Here is a 21,883-nt window from a genome sequence, read left to right as displayed (position 1 = left end):
TTGGTTCCGGTCGACGTCGCTTTCCGGGATGCACGCGGCGGCCGTCTCGGCCATCATTGAGATATCGTCCCTGACGCTGTTGTTAACCAAAGGCTCGTTAGGACTCGTTATTATCGCCTTGTTCAACGTCTTCGGGATGCTCGCGCCGGTAGGCCTCCCATTCTTCCCAATCATGCGGCGTTCCGGCGTGGGGGCGCTTGAGATGCCGGGCGTGGTCAAGCGCTTGACCACGCAGGCTATGGTCCTTCTCCTCCTCCTGGTCGAAACCATATTTCTTGAGGAACTCATCGGGACGCATCAATCACCCCCTTTCTGGCAGGATGTGCCGAACACACCAAGCCATCTCAGATAATTACATCTGAGACTATGACCCTCTGGAGACGGCTTTTCAAGCAGTGGCGTCTTTGGCCACTTCGTCTCCGGCGCTGGGTGCGTCCTCGACCAGGGTAAACAGGATCTGGCGCCGCTCCTTGTCCACCCCGGCGAGCGCCACGCGCACCGATTGATCCAGCAGGAAGGTGCGGTCGTTGGGGCCGCTGAGACTGAGCGTGACCGGATCGAAGCTGTACTTGCCTTCCATGTCCTTGGTGCTGACGAACCCTTCGATGCCATTGGTGTCCAGGCGAACATAGAAACCGGAGGAGGTGACACGGCTGATGGTGCCGGATTGGGCCTCTTTGCCGAGTTGCGGGGCATACTGGCATTTGAGCCACTGTTCCAGGCTGTTAGCCGCCTTGCGGGCATTGATCTGGGCGTCCTGCAGTTCGGCCAACTGCTGCTCGGTCAATGCCGATTCCTGTCCCTCCCACAGTGCTGCACGCAGCAACCGGTGGACCTGGAAATCCGCGTACTTGCGTAGCGGCGAGGTAAAGGTGGTGTAGGCGGGCAGTCCCATACCCTGGTGCGGCGCGGCACTGAAGGCGAGCTCTGCACGGGCCAACTGTCGGGTAACGATGGCCTTGACCGGTACGTCGGCATCCATCTCGCCGGTTTCCAGCATCACGCGACGGAAGCCTTCCGGTGTGGTCGGGTCCACGTCTGCCAGTTCGGGTGCGTGGCGCTTGAGCAGTTCGCGGATATTGTCGACGCGGTCGTCCCGCAGACCCGGATGGGTGATGAACAGGCCGGCTGGGCAGTTTTCCGCCAATGCACGGGCGGCGCAACGGTTGGCAGCGACCATGCACTCCTCTACCAGACGGTGGGCTTCGTTCTGCTCGGCGGGCTCGATCAGCCGTATCCGGCGGTTCTCGTCCAGGCGTAAGCGGAATTCCGGACGGTCGGTATTCAGTAAGGCGTTTTCTTCACGCCAGCGGCGCAGGGCACTGGCGGCCTGGTGCATCTGGTCCAGGCTGGCGACGATGTTATCCGGCAGGGCCTTGATTTCGTCATCGCTACGGCCGGCGATCACGCCGTCCACCAGGTCGTAGCTGAGCTTGCCATGGGAGCGGATGACCGCCTCCTGCAGGCTGAAATCTCCCAAGGAACCGTCGTTGTTGACCTGAATGTCGCAGACCACGGCCAGGCGTTGGGTATCCGGCACCAGGGAGCACAGCTGTGTGCTCACCGCCTCGTGCAGCATCGGCCGGGGCTCTCCGGGAAAGTAGATAGCCGTAGCGCGGTTGCGTGCTTCACGCTCCACCGGGCCGTTGACCTGGAGCAGGGCGGTAGGATCGGCAATCGCGACGGACAGGGTCCAGCCGGTGGCGTTGGGCACAGCACAGAGCGCGTCGTCCATATCCTGGGTGCTCGGGCTGTCGATGGTGACGAACGGTTCGGCGGTACGGTCGGCCCGTTTTTCTGCCTGGGCCTGGATCTGTTTTTCGCCCAGGGCGTCGAGTTCCTTGCGGGCTTCTTCCGGCCAATCCTCGTTGAGATCGAACTGGGCCAGGGTAAAGGCACGTTCGATGCCCGGCTGGTTGGGCTTGCCCAGCACACGGAGAACACTGGCCTGGCCCTTGCCGTCCTTGACCGGATGACGGCTGATACGGCAGTAGATAAAGTCACCCGGCTCGGCGCCCGCGCGCTCCTTGGGCGGAATGAACAGCCAGTGGTTCAGGCCCGGGGTTTCCGGCGCGACGAAATGGCCCTTGCCCCGTACCTGGTAGCGGCCGACGAAGGTCTTCAGCGGCGAGTCCAGCAGGCGATCCACTTCGGCATAGGTCTTGCCCTTCTCGCCTTCGTGCTCGATGACCTCGATACGGTCCCCCGGCAGCACCCGCTGCATCTGTTCCTGGGGCAAATAAAGGTCACGCCCGTCGTCGAGCGCGACGAAGCCGAAGCGTCCGCTAGTGGCCTTGACGGTACCGGGATAGACAACCTTGTTGGCTTCGATATCGGTTTTGAGCTGGCGCAACTGCGATAGGGCGTCGGCGTTTAGCATGCAATGAAACCTGGCTGGCGGGGTGGTAAAAAATGGACCGGCAGTATACCGGTTCTGGCTCGCTACGTCAGAGTTTGCCTCAATCTCCTGGCCCGATCCGCTACCAACCCAAGCCAAAGTGCGGGTCGGCCCAGAACATGAGGCCCACATAGAGTGCCACCATCAGGATGCTGCTGGCAAAGGACGTCAAGCTCCAATAGTAGGCTCCCCGCTCGTCGCGCCGGACGATACGGTAGACGGTGTAGCCGGCCAGTCCCAGGACGGCGGCGGAGAGTGCCAGCCAGACCATGTTGATCAGGTAGATAGTGTCGGTGTTCTCGTTGGTCAGGTCCCTGCTGACCGGATCATTCGGTACGTCGATCGAATAGCGGTGGAACGGCCAGAAGCGACCGCAACGCAGCACGACCCGTTCATCTTCCGGGGTGAGTTCGATACCCGCGGCCGGTAGCAGGTGGGAGCTGCATTCCTCATTCAGCCGTGCCCAGCGTGGGGGCGTCATCGAGTCATAGGATGCCTTTACGCCCAGTACGGCGGTGCCCTGGGTCTGGAACCAGGTGTACTCCAACAGGCTCAGGCTGTAGCTGAAGCTGCCGTAGAGGAAGAGTACAATCAGCATGAACTGCAGCACCCGGGGCCGGTTCTTGGTTTTCTCGAGCATGTCGTGTGTCCGAATCGGTCCGTGAATCCCTTTCAGCATCCCGAAGTCTGGCAGGCTGATCGAGATCGACCATACTTGCCCTAGTAGGGAAAACAGGGAGAGATTCGATGATAAAGCGTATTAGCCCACTCCTGATAGCCTTGGCCGGTCTGGCCGTGGCGGGATGTAATACCAGCGGCGGCTCACAGGAGCCTGTTGCCCAGAAATTGGGGGCTGGCCCAAAGGACCAGTTCGAATGCGCCGATCGTAATGGCAATGACTACATCGACAAGGCGGAACTGGTCTACCTGCGCGAATGCGGAATAGGCGAGGATCTGAAATGCGGTGACGTGCCGGAGGGTATGGAAACGCGGTCGGCAGGATCGAACTTCGAAGGTGGACGGCGGATGTTGGAGATCGTCGACGCCGATCGCGACGATCGCATCAGCAAGCTGGAGTTCCGTGCACACTGCAACAGTGCCGGCCGCGCTCAGTAACGGATCGCGGCCGGCACTACTCCGGCATTACTGCGGATAGTTGGCATAGGGCCGGCTCTGGCCGGCCTCGTTGAACAGCAGCACGGTGTAAGGATCCTTCCGATCACCCATTTCCATGCCCGGCGAGCCGATCGGCATGCCCGGAACAGCCAGGCCCTGTGCCTGTGGAGCCTCTGCGATCAGCCGGTGGATATCCTGGGCCGGCACATGCCCCTCGATCACGTAATCCCCCACGAAGGCGGTATGGCAGCTTGCCAGCTCGCGGGTCAGGCCGGCGTCTACCTTGATCTCGTTGATATTCGCAGTGTCGTGGACCGTCACATCGAACCCGTTTTCCTCCAGATGCCGTACCCAGTCGGTGCAGCAGCCACAGGTGGGCGACTTGTACACGGTAATGGCCTCGGCTGCATGGACCAGTGCTGGCGTGGCGACCAGGCTCGCCGCTGCCAGAAGGGACGCGCGCAGGAATTGTTTCGCCTTGGACATGGCTTTTCCTCAATGATGATGTTGATGGGTGTTGTTCTCGGCTTGGTCGGCTGGCCCGCTGAGCCAGAACCAGCCGACCACGAAGGCGGCGAGCAGTAGCCCGGCGCCGTTGATCAGAATGTCCATCATGTGGAGGTTCCCTCCGTGTTTGCAGCTGACCGGTCCGGCTTGAACAACCGTAGCCGGTTGGCGTTGGTGACGACAGTGACCGATGACAGGGACATGGCCGCGCCCGCCAGTATCGGGCTCATCAGGATGCCCCAGACCGGGTAGAGTATGCCGGCGGCGACCGGTACCCCGAGACTGTTGTAAACGAAAGCACCAAACAGGTTCTGGCGAATATTACGTACGGTCGCCTGGGAGATCGCGATCGCGTCGGTAACACCATTGAGTGAACTGCGCATGAGGGTAATCGATGCACTTTCGATGGCTACGTCCGTGCCGGCACCAATGGCGAAGCCGACATCCGCGGCGGCCAGGGCCGGTGCATCATTGATACCGTCGCCGACCATGGCCACATGCCGACCCTCACGACGCAACTGACTGACGATATTGGCCTTGTCTTCCGGCAGGACGTTGGCGTGCACCTCGTCGATTCCCGCCTCCCGGGCAATCGCCTGGGCGCTGGCCTCGACATCGCCGGTGAGCATCACCACGCGAATCCCCTGGGCCCTCATCGCGTTGACAGCATCCCGCGAATCCGGCTTGATGCGATCCGCAACACCGATTACACCCAGCGCCTGGGTATCCCGGGCCAGGAACAGCGGCGTACCCGCCTGGTTGGAGATGACTTCGGCTGCCCTGGCCAGTGCTTGCAGGTCGACACCCTCGGCCTCCAGCCAGCGGCGATTACCAAGGCGCAGGATGGCCCCATCCAGCTGCGCGCGGACGCCCATGCCGTTGAGCGCCTCGAAATCCTGTGTCGGTGCCCTTTCGAGCTGTTTTTCGTCGGCAGCGGCCAGTATCGCCTGTGCCAGAGGATGTTCCGAATGTTGCTCCAGGCTCGCTGCGAGTCGCAAGAGTTCGGCTTCGCCCACGCCTTCGGTAGGATCGATCCGCGTCACCTTGGGATGCCCTTCGGTAATCGTGCCGGTCTTGTCCAGAACCACCGTATCGATTTGACCGGCCAGTTGCAGGGCCTCTCCCTGACGGATCAGGATGCCATGTTCGGCCGCCTTGCCGACGCCCACCATGACTGACATCGGTGTGGCCAGGCCCAGTGCACATGGACAGGCGATGATCAGCACCGTCGTCGCCGCTACCATCATATGCACCGCCTGCGGTGCAGGCCCAAAGTTGTACCAGGCCAGTGCTGCGCCAATGGCAACCAGCAGAATGGTAGGGACGAAAATGGCGGAGATCTTGTCCGCCAGGCGGCCGATGGGTGGTTTCTCGCCCTGAGCTTTCTTCACCATCTTTATGATCTGGGCCAAAGCCGTTTCAGACCCGACACGGGTTGCTTCGCAGACCAGTGAGCCACTGGTGTTCAGTGTCCCTGCTGCGACCTCATCGCCCTGCGCTTTAGCCACCGGCATGGGCTCTCCGGTAAGCATACTTTCGTCGATGCGGCTCGCGCCATCGATCACCCGGGCGTCCACAGGTACTTTCTCTCCGGGACGGACCCGAAAGTGATCGCCGATCCTTACCTCTTCGACCGGAATGTCCTTCTCTTCTCCGTCACGGATCACGCGCGCGGTTTTGGCACGCAGATCGAGTAACCGGCGTATCGCCTGCGAAGTCCGGCCGCGGGCCCGCAGTTCAAGGGCCTGGCCGAGGTTGATCAGGCCGATGATCATGGCCGATGCTTCGAAGTAGACATGGCGGGCCGCCTGGGGCAGGAACTCGGGAAAGCCCACCACAACCATCGAATAGGCCCAGGCGGTGCCCGTGCCCAGGGCGATCAGGGTGTCCATATTGGCGTTGTGATGACGAAAGGCCTTCCAGGCGCCCGTGAAGTAATGTCCGCCAGCGAGCACTAGCACGGCCAGGGTCGCGGCGCCCACCAGCAGCCAGCCGATCTGGTTCGCCGGCGTCACGCTCATCGTACCACCGAGCAGACCCCAGGCCATCAGCGGTATACCCAGGCCCAGACCGACCCCCATTTTGATCAGGAGCGTGCGGTATTCCCGCGCATTAGCCTGCATACGCTCGTCGTCCGCCGCGTCACTGTCCTGGATTTCCGAAGCGCCATACCCAGCGCTCTCGATGGCTTTTACCAGGGCTTCAGCGGAAGCAGATCCGTAGGCTGTCGCCGTGAGGTCGGCGAGGTTCATACGCGCCGACTCGACACCGGGTACCCGGCGCATCGCACCTTCGATGGTGTTGACGCAGGAGGCACAGGTGGCGCCGGTGATCGCCAACTGGATTGACGGTTCGTCGGGACGTTCTGATAGGGCTGAGACCTCGTTCGTCGACATTGTCTCCGGTTGAGGTTTTGTCTCGCAGGAATCAGCATCTGGCGCATCGACGGGCATATCATCTGCCTCGGCGGGATAGCCCGCCTCGGTGATCAGTCGCGCGGCCGCGGGCCGGTCGACCGAGGCCGGTAAGGTGACGATCTGCTGCTCCAGATCGACCGTCACGTCGCCTGTATCGTCAACCAATGACGTCAGGGCCTGGCGTATCTTCTTGGCGCAGCCTTGGCACGATGCGCCGCTTATGACGATTCGCTGCCAAGACGGCTCCGCTTTTTCAGCTAGCGGTTGTGCTGGATAACCGGCTTCGGTAATCCGCTGTGCCGCCTCATCGGCGTCGACATCACCCGGTAGGGTGACCCTTTGCTCATCCAGATCCACCCGAACCTGTTGGGGGTCAGGGACAACCGGTTCCAATGCTTTCACGATTTTCTTCACGCAGCCCTGGCAGCTGGCACCGGAAATGGCTAACTGGAGGGGTTGGGTCTTGGCCATGTTCATGCGCGTCCTCCTGTCTTTGCCAATGCGGTATCGTCACAACAGTTTGTCTCGGAAGCTTCGTCCCACTTCTCGATCAAGCGGCAGATCGTATGTCCGTCAGGATTGCCGTCAGGCATGGTTTCCCATGCCGTCATGGCTTCCCGCATACGGTTGCGCAGGGCTTCGAGCTCCGCCAGGCGTTCCTCCACATCCTGCAGGCGACGGGCAAATATGTCGCGGACCATGGGGCAAGGCGAGTGATGATGGTCGGCTTCGCCGAGGATGGATTGGATCTCGCTGAGAGCGAAGCCCAACTGCCGGGCCTTACGGGCAAATTTCAGACGCTGCAGGTCGTCATCGCTGTACTGGTGATAGCCGTTTTCCGGATTGCGCGACGGATTTAGCAGGCCTTCCCGGGTGTAGTAGCGTACCGTTTCTGGGTTAACGCTGGCTGCGCGGGCAATTTCGCTGACCTTCATTGCATCGCTCCAAGCTCATAAGATTGAACTTAGTTTAAAACCTTTGAGCGGCTCAAAGGTCAAGCGTGAAGTGAGGGATCTTTTCAGCAAGAGTGGCGAGTGCGGGATACGAGATGCGACGTGAGGAGCAAAAGTTATGGGCACCTTGCGGCGCCTCAGAAGCTAAAGCATCTGCTACACGCTCGAGTATCAACAAAATGTAGCCGATGCTTTAGCTTCGGAGCAGCCCATAGGGCTGACCTTGGATGTTATTGCCGGGAACGCAGGAATGTTCCGCAATGACGGCACTGATCCGGTGCCTGCAGTTTGGCTTGCCAGCCAATACGGTGGTTGCAGGCGGGGCAGCGCAGCCGCAGTTGCAGTGCGACGATGGGCGCTACCAGCGCCACCAGCAGGATGCCGAGTGGTCCCCATTCGTGGCCGCTGGAAAGCCCCAACTGACTGCTGAAGACCAGCAGGATCACTAGGGTGATAAAGGCAAAGATAAAGTAACGGCGGTTCCAGTCTTCCCAGCGGCGCAGGCTCTGGTCCTGTTCCGGTGTGAGGTAATGGGGGTTGGGCAGGGTCATGGTGCTCCGCAAACCAGTGGACGATCAGACTATGTTAACGATGTTTACGTCATTGTGCCTGCGGCCGTTCAATGTGAATATCAAGTGGTTGTTCGGGGTTGGTGATGGGCTTACGGGGCCTGGTGGGACAGGTGGCCGAGGTCCACGCCCTTGGCGACCAATGTTTCCAATTCCTCGACCGGCAACGGCCGTCCGATGAGGTAGCCCTGGGCCAGATCACAACGGTGGGTGCGCAGGAAGTTGAGCTGGGCTTCGGTCTCGATGCCCTCGGCGGCCACCTGGATTCCCAGGTTATGGGCCAGGTTGATTACGGCGCGGGTGATAACGGCGTCGTCGTGGCGTTCCGTGACCCGGGTGATAAAGGACCGGTCGATCTTTAGCAGGTCCACCGGGAAGTCCCGCAAATAGGCCAGCGATGAGTAACCGGTACCGAAATCATCGATGGCCAGATGGACCCCGAGCTGGTTCAGGCGTTTGAGCTGGTCGAGGTTGTGCTCCAGGTTGTCGATGAATATTTCCTCGGTCAGCTCCACTTCCAGCTGCCCGGCGCTGACGTTGTTGCTGCGCAGGGCGGCTTCGATGTTCTCCACCAGGTCGTGGTCTTCCAGTTCCCGCCCGGATAGGTTGATGGCGATACGCAGGTGTTCCAGCGGCCCGCCCTGCCAAGCCGCCAACTGCCGGCAGGCCGCGAGCGCCACCCAGCGCCCGATATCGGTGATCCGCCCGCTTTCTTCCGCGAGGGGAATAAAGTCCGCCGGTGGCAACAGGCCCCGGGTTGGGTGCTGCCAGCGCACCAGGGCCTCGACGCTGCCGATCTGCTGGGTGGCGAGGTCCAGTTGGGGTTGGAAATGAAGCACCAGTTGGTCCTCGCTCAAGGCCCGGTTGAGGTCTTTGTCGAGCTCCAGGCGGCGCACTTCGCGATCCTGCATGCCTTCGGTGTAGAACTGGTAATTGTTGCGGCCGGCTTCCTTCGCCCGGTACAGGGCGACGTCGGCATTGCGCAGCAGGATGTCGGCATCCAGGCCGGATTGCGGGTAGATCGCTACGCCCATGGTGGCGGTGATGTGGTGTTCCTGTTCCTGCACGACGAAAGGTTCGACCAAGCACTGCTTGATCTGGCCCAGCAGGTAGATCACGTCGTCGATATCGTCGATGTGTTGCTGGCAGACCATGAATTCGTCACCGCTGGAGTAGGCTACCAGCACCCGCTCGCTGCTAAAGCGGTTGAGGCGCTCGGCCACCTTGATCAGCAGCTCGTCGCCAAAATGGTGTCCCAGGGTGTCGTTGAGGATCTGGAAGCGGTCCAAGTCGAGCATGATCAACGCCACCTGACGGAATTGACGGTCGGCGATCGCCAGGGTATGGGTCAGGTCCTCCATGAAGAAGCGGCGGTTGGCCAGTCCAGTCAGGCTGTCGGTCGATTCGATGCGGGCAAGGTCCTGTTGCACCGATTCTCGCTGGTAAATCTCTTCGTTCAACGCTACCTGGGCTTCGACAAGTGCCCGATTACGCCGCTGGATCAACTGGGCCAGCCAGACCAGTGCACTGATGAGGATACCCAGTACCAGTAGACTCAGCAGCGCAACCTGGGGCCAGGCCCCTTTGTGTTGGTCAACCCAGAGCTGGGTAGGCGTCAACCTCAGGGCCCAGTCCAGGCCGGGCACCTCAAGCGCTACAGTTTCCTGTATCTGATCGGCCACCGGATCTTCCGGCGTGACGTCGAACCGGCTCTGGCCCCCTTCGATGATCTCGACCCGAAAAAGATCGTGAACGCGGGGGGTGATCAGTGCTTCGACCAGACCCTCCATACGGAAGACGCCGGCGATATAGCCCAGACTTTCGTCGCCCCTAACGATGGGGGCATACATCACGATACCGCTGCCGCCCTGCTTGAGCTCGATAATGCCTGAGAAATCGACCTGCTCTGTTTGCGTGGCCCGTTGCAGGCTGACCAGGCGTTCGGGGTTAAAAGCAACATTGAAACCCTGCACATTCTCGTTCCCCGCCAGAGGGGTAACCCAGCGGATGCGGTAATTGCTGTCGACCCACTCGATGGCCTGGTAATGCTTGAAGTCCCGCAGATAGTTGTCGGCGTCGGCCTTCCATGTGGCCTCGGAGAGGTCCGGCGACGCCTCCCGGCGTTCGGCCATACGGCGCAGCGCCCGGACATGGCTCTGGAAGTCGCCCTGCAGTTCCCGCACCAGGGCATTCGCCTCCGCCTGCAGGGTCAACTGGATCTGGTGCCGTGACTGGGACTCGATGCCCTGCCAGAACACTGCGGTAAGTACGACGAACGCCAATAGCATTACAACAGGCAGCACGGGATGGAGAAGCGCCCGGGCAATCCCCGTTGTGTGGCTGGAAACGTCGTTCTGCATGCAGTTCCTGTTGATTTTTAAGCAGCCGTGCTGCGCGTGAGTATAGATTCTCGGCCAGTCACCGGAGAACTTCATTAAAGTTTACAAGTATTTGCAATTGAGCAGTGCAGGCTATGAGGCAGGTCTCAAGAAAGATAATAGTTTGTTATGTTTGGTGTGCGAAGCTATCTGCGGCTGGCTGCGAATGGCGAAGCGGTATAAGACATGGACCACCGTTGTGAGTTCCATACACGATCATATCAGCTCCAGCGTTCGTAGCAGGTAGATTCCCAGGCTCAGGCTCACTGGAGCAAACAGCGTGGTCAGGGCAATGATATTGGCAGCGAGCTGGTGATTGCCCCCCATGCTCCTGGCCATGACGTAGCTGACGGTGGCGGTCGGCGAGGCAAACATCGCGAACAGGGTGCCCAGCTGCAGGGCATCGAAGCCCAGGGGAATGGCGGACAGGGTAAAAAACAGCGGTAACAAGACGAGCTTGATGACGGTCGCTACGATCGCTGACGAAGATCCCAACCGCAGGGCGCTAAGGCTCAATGTGGCGCCGACGCAGAGCAGGGCCAGGGGCAGGGTCATCTGGCCGAAGTAGGCGGCACTGGTCAGAATCAGATCTGGCACAGGCACCTTGAAAGCCGCCAGTAACAGACCTAGCAGGATGCTGACGATCAACGGGTTGTGCAGCAGGTGACTGGTGATGTTGCGCCAGGAGGCGCCTCCCCGGCCGGATGCAGCTGTCAGCGCAAAGACCGACAGGACGTTGTACAGCAGTGTCATCCCGGCCAGCAGCACCGAACCGACGGCCAGACCGGTCTTGCCATAGAGACTGGCGCAGACGGCGATGCCGATGATCCCCAGGTTGCCACGAAACGCCCCCTGTACGAATACACCGCGGTCGGGGCCCGATCCGGGCCACCAGGCGCTAACGATCCACAGCAGGATAAAACTGACCATGGTGGCGGCCATACCGAAACCGACATGCTTTGGATCGACCCAGGTGGACAGGTCCAGGTCCACCAGGCTTGTGAGGATCAGTGCGGGTAAGGCCAGCCGGTACACCAGTCGGGAGCCGGTCTCGACGAACGTGTCGTCAATCCAATGGACTCGCCGAAGCAGCCAGCCGGCGGCCATCACCAGGAAAATCGGGGCTGTGACGGAGAGTGAAAAAAGCAGGTTGTCGAGGTAAGACAAGAGTGTCCCTTTCTGGGTAACGTGCTAATCAAACGAGCTTTTGCTTGCGGCCTCGGGACTGACAGGTTGGCAGACTGACCGAAATAGGCCTTCAGGGACGGCCGGTCAGTTGGCTGATGCGGTCCGCCAGCGTAATGCCGTAAGCGCCGTCGGGAAGGGACGTGGCGATGGCATAGGTTTCCCCGCTCTCGGTCACTGGTTCGTCCTTGAGATCGAGCAGCCGGGGCTCAGCTGGTGTTTTGTCCGCCCCTAGCAGGATCTCAACCCGAGGGCGTAGTTTAAAGGATGGATGGGTGGCAATCACTACGGCGACTTCGCCGGTGTTAAGTTCCACGAGGCTGCCGGGCGGATATATCCCGACCATACGGATAAAGGCCTCCACCATCTCCGGATCGAACTGTTTGCCCCGTTCCTGAAATAGGATACGCATAGCATCGGTGGTCGGCATACCGGCACGGTAGACACGATCACTGGTTATCGCGTCGAATACATCGACAATTGAAATCAGACGAGCGAAGCGACTGATCTGCCACTCTTCCAGTTTGCGCGGATAGCCCTTGCCGTCGATGCGTTCGTGGTGATCACGACACACGTTGGCGACGATTGGATCCAGGGTGTGATGAGACAGCAGCATCTCATACCCATATTCCGTATGGCGCCGCATCTCATCCATTTCATCTCGCGTCAGGGCGCCGGGCTTATTCAATATGGTGCCCGGAACACGCATTTTGCCGATGTCATGGAGCATCCCGCAAAGGCCTGCAGCCTCCAGATCCTGCTGAGGCATTCCCAGATAACGGGCAAAGGCGACTGCCAGGATAGCGACCCGAAGACAATGTTCTGCCGTGTAGGCATCTTCGTGCTTGATACGGTTCATCCAGAACATCGCATTGGGGTTGGCGCTGATGCTTTCGACACAGAGCTTTATGACAGGACGGGCTTCCGAAAGGTCGAGCTCACGTCCGGCTTCGATCTGGGACAGGATGTCCTGAACGAACAGCTGGCCGGTTCGAAAGGCCTCCTGGGCACGCGGTAGTTCCTCGTGGAGGGTGCGTGTCTCCGGCAGCGGTTGCTCACGTCGCTTGCGCCTAACCTCAATCTGATCAAGTAAGGGCTTGAGCAAACGCGACGTTGACTCCACAAGGACCCAATCGCAGTACTGGCGGAGTATACTTAACTGATTGGGTGTCTCGACGGTAAAGCCTTGAAAAAGAACAGGGACCTCAGTCCATGGGCGGTCCAGGCTGATGATGCGCATCCCCATTGCCACGAGATCGACGGGTAGGCGAGTCCTGACAAGGGTATCCACGTGCTTTTTATTATTTTGCGTTGTGTTCCGCAGATCTTTGGTCAGTCGTCGAAACGGCATAGGCGACAAGTCTTATGGGAGTAACACGGATTATGGCACGGGAAGGCTACGGCAGGGTGGCGTTTGACGAAATTTTAAACAGCCCCGCCCCGACTCGCTAACATGTCCGGGGCGGGGCTGTGCAAACGTTCCTACATGCCTACGCCGCCCACGTAGGCTGATGCGACCACGAAGATACCGGTAACCGCTGTAATTTTTGCAAATGAGACCAGCTGATCGACCATGCTGCACCTCCGATTGTGGCGCGCCGGTTCGATCGTGCTGATCGGTGGCCGGCGGAGTTGGATCGCGGTTCATTGGGCTGGGGCCTAAAACTACCCTTCGAATCTCTCGCAAGAATGAGTCCGTTTGATGAAAACCGGAAATGCCGGGCCAGGTTGAGTCAACAACTTCATACAGGGCTTCAGCGAGCCGGCGAGCAAAACGTAAAGAAAGGTGACGTTATGCCTCGCGCCTTCCCTGGAAATGGCGAGGCGTGGCAAGCCAGGTAACAATCTGACCTTTTAGGGCAGGTGCAGCAGGCCGCAAGCGGGCGAGAGAAGCCGCATCAGGCTGTAGCCAAAGGGACGCCCAGGCGGGGGATCTCCTGTTTCGGGCAGCGGTCCATAACAACCTTGAGTCCGGCGTCTTCTGCCCGTTGGGCGGCTTCTTCATCAATGACGCCGATTTGCATCCAGACCACACCCACACCCTTGCGGATGGCTTCGTCCACGATCGGGCCGACCCGACGGCTTGCTAGGAACAGGTCCGCCATGTCGATAGCATCGGGGATACTGGTAATGTTGGGGTAGACCGTCTCGCCTAACAGTTGGCCGCCCGCCAGTCGCGGATTGACGGGGATGACCCGATAGCCCCTGCCCTGCAGGAAGGCCATGACACTATGGCTGTCACGGTGCGGTTTTTCGCTGGCGCCCACCAGGGCAATGGTACGAACCGATTCAAGGATCTGGCGCAATTGGTCCGGACGGCTTTCGGGCATGGGTGGTCTCCAGGGTCTGTGCGTGGGGCGGAGTCTTCAGGCGGCTTCCCGGTGGGCTTGAAGGGTCACCGAGACGGATTCGGCATAGCGTAGCGCGTGAGGCTTGTCGATTTCTACCTGGGCCCACTGCACGGCAGCGTGATCCATGACGATCATCAACACTTCGTGGGTGAGCCGTTCGAGCAAGGCGAAGCGATTGCCATCCACATGGTGAATGATCTGTTTGGTGATCGTGCGATAGTTGAGGGCAGATTCGATCTCGTTGTTGTTGACCGCGGCGGTGGCATCGTAGCGCAGCTTGACGTTGATCAGTACATCCTGCTGGTTGTTGATCTCTTCTTCCTTGATGCCGATGTAGGCGCGCAGCAGTAGATCCTTGATACGGACGGTAGCCTGGTGATCGACTGTCGATGGGGTCATGGTTAATCCTCGGGAATCAATGCGGTAGTGGTCAGCGACGGCTGATAAGGGTCAGGAACTCGTTGCGGGTGGCCTGGGATTTGCGGAAGCTGCCGAGCATCACCGAGGTCTTCATGAGGGAGTTCTGTTTTTCGACACCGCGCATCATCATACACATGTGCTGGGCCTCAATGACCACGCCCACGCCTTCGGCGCCGGTGACGTTTTCCACCGCTTCGGCAATCTGGCGGGTCAGGTTTTCCTGGATTTGGAAGCGCCGCGCGTACATGTCCACGATGCGTGCCAGCTTGGACAGCCCCAATACCCGGCCCTGGGGGATGTAGGCGATATGGCACTTGCCGATGAAGGGCAGCAGGTGATGCTCGCAGAGACTGTAGAGTTCGATATCCTGCACCACCACCATCTCGTCCATATCCGATTCGAAGGTGGCATTATTGACGACGCTTTCCAGATCCTGGGCATAGCCCTGGGTCAGGAACTGCATGGCCTTTGCGGCCCGTCGGGGAGTGTCGAGCAGACCTTCTCGGCGGGTGTCTTCACCCAAGGCCTGCATGATGGTCTTGAAACTTTGCGCGATGGTGTCCGTCTTGTCCGTCATTCACCGGTTCTCTTGAGCTGCTGTCAGACTGCCTGAATCGGGTGGCCGGGTTCGTCCATCGATACAGGTACGTCGCCGCCGCTGCGGCGGATGAATACACAGCGGGCCACACATAGGCGTCGGCTATTAAAAAAGACTAAGCTATTTTCGACCCAAAGCCCAAATCTGGTCAGTGGCGGGAAGGCGACCGGCAAACCCCGTTGGCCTGCCGGCTTCAGCAGTGGGGCGTGGTCAGCGACGTTTTTCCGGCATCGCCTGGTGAATGGCGCTACTGATGGCATCGGCCTCGGCGGCCAGCACCCGGCAAAGGAGGCTGTCCTTGCGCTTGTCGGAGGCGCGTTGCAGTTGCTGCTGTTTCAGTCGATACAGTCGATCCAGGCGGCTATTTTCCTGGGTGTCCTGCTGAGACGGTTCGATAATGCGCATGATGTAACCTCGCACGCTTGACGCGTAGAAAGCGGTCCCTGTAACTAGGTTGTCATGGTGACACTGCTGTCCAGGTGACAAAAAAGGATCAAACCCTGACTACACGGGTACCAATGCAGTATCTGTACCATCGGGTTTGAGGACGTACAAAAATTAACCGGCCATGCTCGGCGCGCTGGGAACCGCGGGGGCCAGCCCTTGTCGTGAGTGTGATCGCTGACGCGCCTGCTGTTGCGCAGGGATCACAGTTGCTGCGGTTCTGAGGGTGTAAACTTTCCTTTACAGTTTTCCGGCGCGGTCGCCAAACAGGCCGTTGTCAGAGGTTCCCCAAACAAAAGTCATCAGACAGGCACGACGACGGACACAGGCTATGGAACGCGTGGTCTCACTCGATGTTCCCATGAAAGACGGCGTATCGGGAATTCCGGTAGATCGTTGGCAGCAGGGCGGCAAATGGTTCTCCTATGGCGAACACGCCATCTTCAGTCGCATGGAAGGCAAGGGCGAAGCGCTACTCCTATTGCACGGGTTCCCCACGGCTTCCTGGGACTGGAATCGTCTCTGGCGCCTGCTGATCCAGGATCACCGGGTGCTGGTGGCGGATATGCTGGGGTTCGGTTTTTCGGACAAGCCGGTGGACTACAGCTACAGCATTATCGACCAGGCGGACCTGCAGCAGGGCTGGCTGGAGGCGTTGGGCGCCGAACGTATTCACCTTCTGGCCCATGATTATGGCTGTAGCGTGGCGCAGGAACTCCTGGCACGGGAGCAGGAAGGAGCCCTACCGTTCGAGATCGCAAGCGTCTGTTTCCTCAACGGCGCGCTTTTCCCCGAGGTGCACCAGCCCATACTGATCCAGAAGCTGCTGGTCGGCCCGCTGGGTGGGTTGGTCAGCCGCGGTCTGACGCGCCGGGTCTTTGACTACAACTTCTCCAAGATCTTCGGGCCAAACAGCAAGCCGACAGCGGAGGAGCTGGACGATTTCTGGCAGTTGCTGGTGTACAACAACGGCCGTGGCATTCTGCACCAACTGATTCACTACATGGACGAACGGCGTTGCCACCGCAATCGCTGGGTGAGTGCACTGGTGGATGCCCCGCAGCCCATGCGACTGATTTCCGGTACCGCCGATCCGGTTTCCGGTATTGCCATGGCTGACCGCTATCGTCAGGTCATCCGGCAACCGGATGTGGTCGCTCTCGAAGGCGTTGGACACTATCCGCATTTCGAGGCACCCATGAAGGTGACCTCTGCGCTCAGGTCCTTCTGGGAACGGGTTTGAGGGGAGTCCCTAATTAGGTCGCCACCGGCGGCGTACCGGCTGCACCCGGCCGTAACTCGTCTCCTGCCAGGGATGAGTGATCCGAACCACGCAGGCTGACGACCCGGTTGCGGCCGTCTTCCTTGGCGGTGTAGAGCGCCTGGTCTGCCCGGTTGAGCCAGGTCGACCAGGTTTCCCCTTTGATCAGTTCGGTAATGCCTGCGCTGGCGGTGACGTGGATTTCGTTGTGGAACGGCGCAAGGCTAAGCGCGGTCAGCAGTTGGCGGGCCAGTTCCTCGGCCGATTTTTGTCGGGTTTCCGGCAGGACGACCATAAACTCTTCGCCCCCGATGCGGAACAAGTGATCCACATCCCTCAGGCGTTGTTGCAGACGCTTGGCCGCCTCGCGCAGCACCCTATCACCCGCCGCATGGCCCCAGCGGTCGTTGATCGTCTTGAAGTGATCCAGATCCACCAGGACAAGGCTGGCGACCCGCTCATAGCGTTCACGCATCTGGATCTGGGTATTCAGGATATCGGCCATCTGTGAGCGGTTGAGACACCCGGTCAGCGGATCGCTCGTCGCCAGTGACGTTAACTCGCCCTGCATCCGGCCGACCAGCCAGGCGAAAACCGCGACGACGACACCCGTCATGCCCAGCGAGAAGCTGATCCGCCAGAACTCGGGTTCGGGGAAGCGAAGGTAGGCGACGACGGATAGGGTCATGATAAACAGGGCGTTGAGTACCAAAGCTTCCCGCAATACCAGTAGGAAAAACATGCCGGCAATCGCCGGATACCCCCAGAACAGGCCGATATGGCCGTTGATATGGGTTGAGTAGAGGGTGCTGGCGATCGCGAACAGTGCGAAGAGGCGCCCCTTGAAAAGGTAGCGATCACGGAAACGAAGCACCAGGACCACAGCGATAAGGTTGACACAGAACAGGCCCAACAACGCGCTGAGTAGCGAGTTGCCCTGGTGCCATTGCACGAGGACCAGAGGCGCTACTGCCGCGAGCGACCAGAAATGGATGTAGTAGACAATTTGTCGCCGGTATCCGAGTGCCGTTTCGGTAGGGTTGGTTGAAGTCGACGTCAGGGAAAGCCGCTTGGTCACTCCGCGCTCCTGCAGGTGTAAAACATGGTCGCGCTGCCTTGCCCGACCGGTTGGCAAAAAGTCTAGCAGAGGTCCCGTTTTATGAAAGCGGGCTTTGGGCGAGGGTCTTGTTGATGTTCAAGCGGGAGGTGAGAACGCCAGGCCGCCTTCCACGAAGTCGACGAAATAGGTGAACAGGGTGCGGTCGTCGGGGCGGATATCGCCGAACGGCGTGTTCGAGAGCATGTCGATCTCCGCCGCTCCGTGTATCAGGCTGACGAAGGTGAAGGCCAAACGGACGCGCAACACGTCTCTCGGGATGTGCGGTAACACGCGGTGCAGTTGGGTCTCGATACGTTCGACATCCGGACGGAAGTGGGCATTCATCAGTTGCACGACGTCCGGCGTGTTGTCTGCGTGGAGGTGGGCCATGAAGCGCAGGGCAGCGGGGCCCCAATCCGGCGACAGGGTCAGGGACAGGTAGGGGGTCGTCATCGCCTTGACCACATCTCGTAACGAGGGCGCCGGATCCGCTTCCAACGACTGGAAACCGCTTTCGAACTGGGGCCGGGTAAAGTCGGTGATAAAGGTGACCACGGCTTCCAGCACACCCAACCGGCTGCCGAAATGGTAGTGGGCGGCAGCGGAATTACGGGTGCCGGATTCGGCGCTGATGGTGCGTAGGGAGACGCCGTCCAGGCCGTGTTCGGCGTAGAGTTCCAGCGCCGTGAGGATAATATTCTGTCGGGTCGCTTCGCCGTGGGTCGCGCGGGCCATGATCGGTGCTCGGAAAAATATCGGGGCAGTATAACCCAGCGGCTGCACCAGATCAGTCCCTGGCCGGCCGGGGCGATCTTGGTTAGACTCCCGCTCTACGCTCGCCGCCGTATAGGAACACGCCATGTCTTCATCCTCGCCGCAGGCTTCGGTGCTCACCATCCGGGCTGGACGCCGCGCCTATGACCGTATCCGTTCGGAAGGCCTTAACGCTGAAGATGTGCACGTCATTCCCGGTGCGGCAGGTGGGCCGAAAGCATTGGGTATCAGCGGCCTCGATAAGGCGATCTTTGGTGACTGGCTCCCCGCTAGCCCCCAGGTGCGTTCGTTGATTGGCGCCTCCATCGGCAGCTGGCGCTTTGCTGCCATTGCATCCGGTGACCCGCGCGAACAGTTGACGCGCCTTGCAGAACTCTACACGAGTCAGCGTTTTCCCAAGGGCGTCAGCATGGCAGAAGTCACCCGACGCAGCGTGGTGTTCCTGGAGGAGCTGCTCGGCGGCCGCGAGGAAGCGATCCTGAGCCATCCCCACTACCGCCTCAGCATCATGGTGGTGCGCAGCCTCGGCCTGTTGCAGCACGATACCCGGGGCCGGCTGGCATTGGGCCTGATGACGGCGATCAGCGCCAATATGGTGAGCCGCCGCCACTTGGGGCGATTCCTGGAGCGGGGCATCCTGCACGACCCGCGGGACAAGACGCCCCTGGGCGACCTGATTGACTTCCGCAGTCACCAGGTGCCGCTCAGTCGCGACAACCTGATGGCGGCACTGCTTGCCTCTGCGTCTATTCCCATGGTCATGTCGGGTGTGAAGAGTATCGCCGGCGCACCGGAAGGTCTCTACCGTGATGGAGGCCTGCTCGACTACCACCTGGACTTGCCTTACGAGCAGCCAGGCGTGGTGCTCTATCCCCACTTTACCGACCGCGTGATTCCCGGCTGGTTCGACAAAACCCTGCCTTGGCGCCGTGGCGATGCCACCCGCATGCAGGATGTGGTACTGATCGCGCCGTCGCGGGAATACCTGGCGAAGTTGCCGGACCGGAAACTGCCGGATCGAAAGGATTTCGAGCGCTATATCGGCAATGACGAGGGCCGGGAAGCGGCCTGGCGTCAGGCAGTGGCGGAAAGCGATCGCCTGGGCGACACATTCCTCGAACTGGTGGAAAACGGCCGGATTGCGGACATCGTCCAGCCGTTGTAAGCCCTAGACCGTTTCAAACAACAGTCACCCGGCGGGTACGGCGACTGATCGTTGCTCCGGCAATGCCCGGGTCAGGATCGCCGCGAGTACCACGAATGCCGTCGACACCCAAAGGCAGGCCGTTAGCCCATAAGCCTGGAAAACCCAGCCGGACAATACCGTGCCCAGCAGGCGTCCAGCCGCGTTGGACATATAGTAGAAGCCCACATCCAGCGACACCCCGTCGCCCCGGGCAAAGCTGACGATCAGGAAGCTGTGTAGGGAAGAGTTGACAGCGAAGAGTACGCCAAAGATCACCAGGCCGATGATCAGTACCGGCTGCGGAGCAACATCCAGCTCAAGGCCAATAGCGATCAGTGCCGGCACCACGGCCAGCAACGCCACCCAGCCTGCTGCTGCGGCGCGCCCGGGCGGCACCGACGGATCGCGTCCGGTGATTCGGGGCGCGAAGGTCTGTATGAAACCGTAGCCAATAACCCACAAGGCCAGGAAACCGCCCACCCGCCAGAAGTCCCAGCCAAACACGGTGTGAAGGTATACCGGCAACGCCACGACGAACCAGACGTCGCGAGCGCCAAACAGGAACAGTCGTGCTGCGGAGAGTACGTTGATCGCCCGACTCTTGGACAGGATATCGGTGAACTTGGGCTTGGCCTTGCTGCGACCCAGTTCCTGCTTGAGCAAGACCAGACTTGCCAGCCAGACCAGGCCCAGCGCTACTGCCATCGACATCACAGCGCCCTTGAATCCGGCGAACATGAGGAGCGCGCCGCCCAGGAAGAAGCCAACGCCTTTGAGCGTGTTCTTCGAACCCGTGAGCAGCGCCACCCATTTATAGAGCTTGTCTTGTTGGGCATCGGGCACCAACAGCTTGATACCGCTCTTGGCCGACATCTTGTTCAGGTCCTTGGCGATACCGGACAGCGCCTGGGCGGCCATCACCCAGGGTACCGTCAGCATGGCAGCCGGTACGGCCAGCATGCCCAGCGCTACAATCTGCAGGAAAAGACCGACGTTCATGGTGCGGTTGAGCCCCATGCGCGCGCCCAGGTAGCCACCGACGAGGTTGGTCAGCACCCCGAAGAACTCGTAGAAGATGAACAGAAGGGCGATTTCCAGCGGCGAGTAGCCCAACTCGTGGAAATGCAGTACCACCAGCATCCGCAGGGCGCCGTCGGTCAGCGTGAACGCCCAGTAGTTGCCGGTGATGACGAGGTATTGGCGTATCGCCGCCGACATCAGGCGAAGCCGACCATGCGTGCCAGTTCCACGGTACGGTTGGCGTAGCCCCACTCGTTGTCGTACCAGGCGTAGATCTTCACCTGGGTGCCGCTGATCACCCGAGTGGATAGGGCATCGACAATGGCCGAGCGTGGATCGGTGCGGTAATCGATGGACACCAACGGGCGTTCCTCGTAGCCCAGGATGTCCTTGAGCTCGCCCTCGGCGGCCTCCCGCAACAGGGTGTTGACCGTATCGCGATCGGTCGCCTGCTCCACCTCGAACACACAGTCGGTCAGCGAGGCGTTGGTGAGCGGGACCCGCACGGCTAGGCCATCCAGCCGACCCTTGAGCTCCGGAAAGATTTCGATAATGGCGGTTGCCGAGCCGGTACTGGTAGGAATCAGCGAGCTGCCACAGGCCCGCGCCCGACGCAGATCCTTGTGGGGCGCATCGAGGATGATCTGGCTATTGGTCAGGCTGTGGATGGTGGTGAGGGAGCCATGCTTGATACCCAGCTTTTCGTGGATCACCTTCACCACGGGTGCCAGGCAGTTGGTCGTACAGGATGCAGCCGTCACGATGAGGTCGGTGGTCGGATCGAACTGGTCGTCGTTCACGCCCATCACGATATTACGGGCGCCCGCTTCCTTCACCGGCGCTGTGACTACCACCCGCTTGACCCCCTGATCCAGGTAGGCCTTGAGTAGTTCGACCTTGCGCATTTTGCCGCTGGCCTCGATGACTAGGTCGCAGCCGGACCAGTCGGTTTCATCAATGGTTTTATTCTGGGTAACGCGAATCCGCTGGTCGCCGATCGCAATAGCGTCGCCGTCGGCCACAGCTTCGTGCTGCCAGGTTCCGTGAACACTGTCGAAATTCAGCAGGTGGGCGAGCGTGGCCGCATCGGCGCCCGGATCGTTTATTGCGACGAACTGCATGTCCGATGATTCGAAGGCCGCGCGAAGGGCGAGCCGACCAATGCGGCCGAAGCCGTTGATGCCGATGTTGAGTCTATTCATGACGT

Annotated in this window: 21 protein-coding genes; 3 read left to right on the top strand and 18 right to left on the bottom strand. The window is 60.3% G+C overall.

Features of this window, described 5'->3' with window-relative positions; all coding sequences use genetic code 11:
- Positions 1 to 97: 97 nt before the first annotated feature.
- The 3 genes from RE428_RS23580 to RE428_RS23570 form a co-directional block, all read right to left on the bottom strand.
- Entirely contained in the window at positions 98 to 298 is a 201-nt protein-coding gene (locus tag RE428_RS23580) for a hypothetical protein (RefSeq protein ID WP_081614548.1), read from the bottom strand.
- Positions 299 to 388: 90 nt separating this feature from the next.
- Entirely contained in the window at positions 389 to 2,380 is a 1,992-nt protein-coding gene (locus RE428_RS23575; protein WP_004579700.1) for a ribonuclease R family protein, read from the bottom strand.
- Between the two features lie 100 nt (positions 2,381 to 2,480).
- Positions 2,481 to 3,038 (bottom strand): hypothetical protein, encoded by a 558-nt coding sequence (locus RE428_RS23570; protein ID WP_004579701.1) that lies wholly within the window; start codon positions 3,036 to 3,038, stop codon positions 2,481 to 2,483.
- Between the two features lie 107 nt (positions 3,039 to 3,145).
- Between RE428_RS23570 and RE428_RS23565 the strand changes: the two genes are divergently transcribed.
- Entirely contained in the window at positions 3,146 to 3,514 is a 369-nt protein-coding gene (locus RE428_RS23565; RefSeq protein WP_004579702.1) for an EF-hand domain-containing protein, read from the top strand.
- Positions 3,515 to 3,541: 27 nt separating this feature from the next.
- Here the strand turns inward: RE428_RS23565 and RE428_RS23560 are convergent, their stop codons facing one another.
- The 11 genes from RE428_RS23560 to RE428_RS23510 form a co-directional block, all read right to left on the bottom strand.
- Positions 3,542 to 4,000, bottom strand: coding sequence for a DUF411 domain-containing protein (locus tag RE428_RS23560; RefSeq protein ID WP_004579703.1), 459 nt, complete (start codon positions 3,998 to 4,000; stop codon positions 3,542 to 3,544).
- A 125-nt stretch (positions 4,001 to 4,125) separates the two neighbouring features.
- Complete coding sequence (locus tag RE428_RS23555) at positions 4,126 to 6,915, bottom strand: heavy metal translocating P-type ATPase (protein WP_004579704.1); 2,790 nt, start codon at positions 6,913 to 6,915, stop codon at positions 4,126 to 4,128.
- Positions 6,912 to 7,373 carry a MerR family transcriptional regulator gene (locus tag RE428_RS23550; RefSeq protein WP_004579705.1) on the bottom strand — a complete coding sequence of 154 codons (462 nt, stop codon included), beginning with the start codon at positions 7,371 to 7,373 and terminating at the stop codon, positions 6,912 to 6,914. The genes RE428_RS23555 and RE428_RS23550 overlap by 4 nt, the downstream gene beginning before the upstream one ends.
- 248 nt (positions 7,374 to 7,621) lie before the next feature.
- Positions 7,622 to 7,942, bottom strand: a complete 321-nt coding sequence (locus tag RE428_RS23545; protein ID WP_004579706.1) for a hypothetical protein — start codon at positions 7,940 to 7,942, stop codon at positions 7,622 to 7,624.
- A gap of 110 nt (positions 7,943 to 8,052) precedes the next feature.
- Complete coding sequence (locus RE428_RS23540; protein WP_004579707.1) at positions 8,053 to 10,320, bottom strand: putative bifunctional diguanylate cyclase/phosphodiesterase; 2,268 nt, start codon at positions 10,318 to 10,320, stop codon at positions 8,053 to 8,055.
- Between the two features lie 234 nt (positions 10,321 to 10,554).
- Entirely contained in the window at positions 10,555 to 11,505 is a 951-nt protein-coding gene (locus RE428_RS23535) for an AEC family transporter (protein WP_004579708.1), read from the bottom strand.
- Positions 11,506 to 11,596: 91 nt separating this feature from the next.
- Complete coding sequence (locus RE428_RS23530) at positions 11,597 to 12,874, bottom strand: HD-GYP domain-containing protein (RefSeq protein ID WP_040882350.1); 1,278 nt, start codon at positions 12,872 to 12,874, stop codon at positions 11,597 to 11,599.
- 547 nt (positions 12,875 to 13,421) lie between these two features.
- Positions 13,422 to 13,853: a CoA-binding protein gene (locus RE428_RS23525; protein WP_004579710.1), complete on the bottom strand. Its 432-nt coding sequence runs from the start codon at positions 13,851 to 13,853 to the stop codon at positions 13,422 to 13,424.
- Positions 13,854 to 13,889: 36 nt separating this feature from the next.
- Positions 13,890 to 14,273, bottom strand: a complete 384-nt coding sequence (gene folX / locus RE428_RS23520) for a dihydroneopterin triphosphate 2'-epimerase (RefSeq protein ID WP_004579711.1) — start codon at positions 14,271 to 14,273, stop codon at positions 13,890 to 13,892.
- Between the two features lie 31 nt (positions 14,274 to 14,304).
- Positions 14,305 to 14,871 carry a GTP cyclohydrolase I FolE gene (folE, locus tag RE428_RS23515; RefSeq protein ID WP_004579712.1) on the bottom strand — a complete coding sequence of 189 codons (567 nt, stop codon included), beginning with the start codon at positions 14,869 to 14,871 and terminating at the stop codon, positions 14,305 to 14,307.
- A 231-nt stretch (positions 14,872 to 15,102) separates the two neighbouring features.
- Positions 15,103 to 15,297, bottom strand: a complete 195-nt coding sequence (locus RE428_RS23510) for a hypothetical protein (protein WP_004579713.1) — start codon at positions 15,295 to 15,297, stop codon at positions 15,103 to 15,105.
- Positions 15,298 to 15,667: 370 nt separating this feature from the next.
- Between RE428_RS23510 and RE428_RS23505 the strand changes: the two genes are divergently transcribed.
- Positions 15,668 to 16,579: an alpha/beta fold hydrolase gene (locus tag RE428_RS23505; protein ID WP_004579714.1), complete on the top strand. Its 912-nt coding sequence runs from the start codon at positions 15,668 to 15,670 to the stop codon at positions 16,577 to 16,579.
- 13 nt (positions 16,580 to 16,592) lie between these two features.
- Here the strand turns inward: RE428_RS23505 and RE428_RS23500 are convergent, their stop codons facing one another.
- Positions 16,593 to 17,675 (bottom strand): GGDEF domain-containing protein, encoded by a 1,083-nt coding sequence (locus tag RE428_RS23500; protein WP_004579715.1) that lies wholly within the window; start codon positions 17,673 to 17,675, stop codon positions 16,593 to 16,595.
- A gap of 117 nt (positions 17,676 to 17,792) precedes the next feature.
- Complete coding sequence (locus RE428_RS23495) at positions 17,793 to 18,431, bottom strand: TetR/AcrR family transcriptional regulator (protein ID WP_169334053.1); 639 nt, start codon at positions 18,429 to 18,431, stop codon at positions 17,793 to 17,795.
- A gap of 124 nt (positions 18,432 to 18,555) precedes the next feature.
- Between RE428_RS23495 and RE428_RS23490 the strand changes: the two genes are divergently transcribed.
- A complete protein-coding gene (locus tag RE428_RS23490) occupies positions 18,556 to 19,635 on the top strand; it encodes a patatin-like phospholipase family protein (protein WP_004579717.1) in 1,080 nt (359 codons plus the stop codon).
- A 24-nt stretch (positions 19,636 to 19,659) separates the two neighbouring features.
- Here RE428_RS23490 and arsJ read toward each other — a convergent pair whose 3' ends face one another.
- Positions 19,660 to 20,874 (bottom strand): organoarsenical effux MFS transporter ArsJ, encoded by a 1,215-nt coding sequence (gene arsJ / locus RE428_RS23485; protein ID WP_004579718.1) that lies wholly within the window; start codon positions 20,872 to 20,874, stop codon positions 19,660 to 19,662.
- Positions 20,874 to 21,878, bottom strand: coding sequence for an ArsJ-associated glyceraldehyde-3-phosphate dehydrogenase (locus tag RE428_RS23480; RefSeq protein WP_004579719.1), 1,005 nt, complete (start codon positions 21,876 to 21,878; stop codon positions 20,874 to 20,876). The genes arsJ and RE428_RS23480 overlap by 1 nt, the downstream gene beginning before the upstream one ends.
- Positions 21,879 to 21,883 lie beyond the last annotated feature (5 nt).

It is taken from the genome of Marinobacter nanhaiticus D15-8W, from assembly GCF_036511935.1.
GTDB classification, from domain to species: domain Bacteria; phylum Pseudomonadota; class Gammaproteobacteria; order Pseudomonadales; family Oleiphilaceae; genus Marinobacter_A; species Marinobacter_A nanhaiticus.
This window is presented reverse-complemented; position numbering and strand designations above follow the sequence as displayed.